The organism is Pseudomonas sp. AC229, assembly GCF_979254655.1.
In genome coordinates, this window is record NZ_CEEDHK010000124.1 from 1 (window position 1) to 229 (window position 229).

Consider the following 229-nt stretch of genomic DNA (forward strand, 5'->3'; position numbering starts at 1 on the left):
AACGAACTGTGGGTCGGTGAGGTATTGCAGGTCGCTCCCTTCCGGCATGCGACCCACGGCGCCTACCAATTCAGCGGTGCTCAGGGTCAATACGCTCCACACCAGCAATACCGGCAGCGCCAGCCACAATGGCCGGTTGTGCAGCAACACGATCAGCAGCGACCCAATGGCCAGATCCGACAAATAGCCGAAACCGTTCGACCAGCCAAGGCAATAGCGCGCCAGCAGG

The 229-nt window shown here is 60.7% G+C and carries 1 pseudogene; it reads right to left on the reverse strand.

The window, feature by feature from the left end:
• Nucleotides 1-229: pseudogene (locus tag AC0IW7_RS25130) on the reverse strand (LTA synthase family protein); the annotation flags it as partial.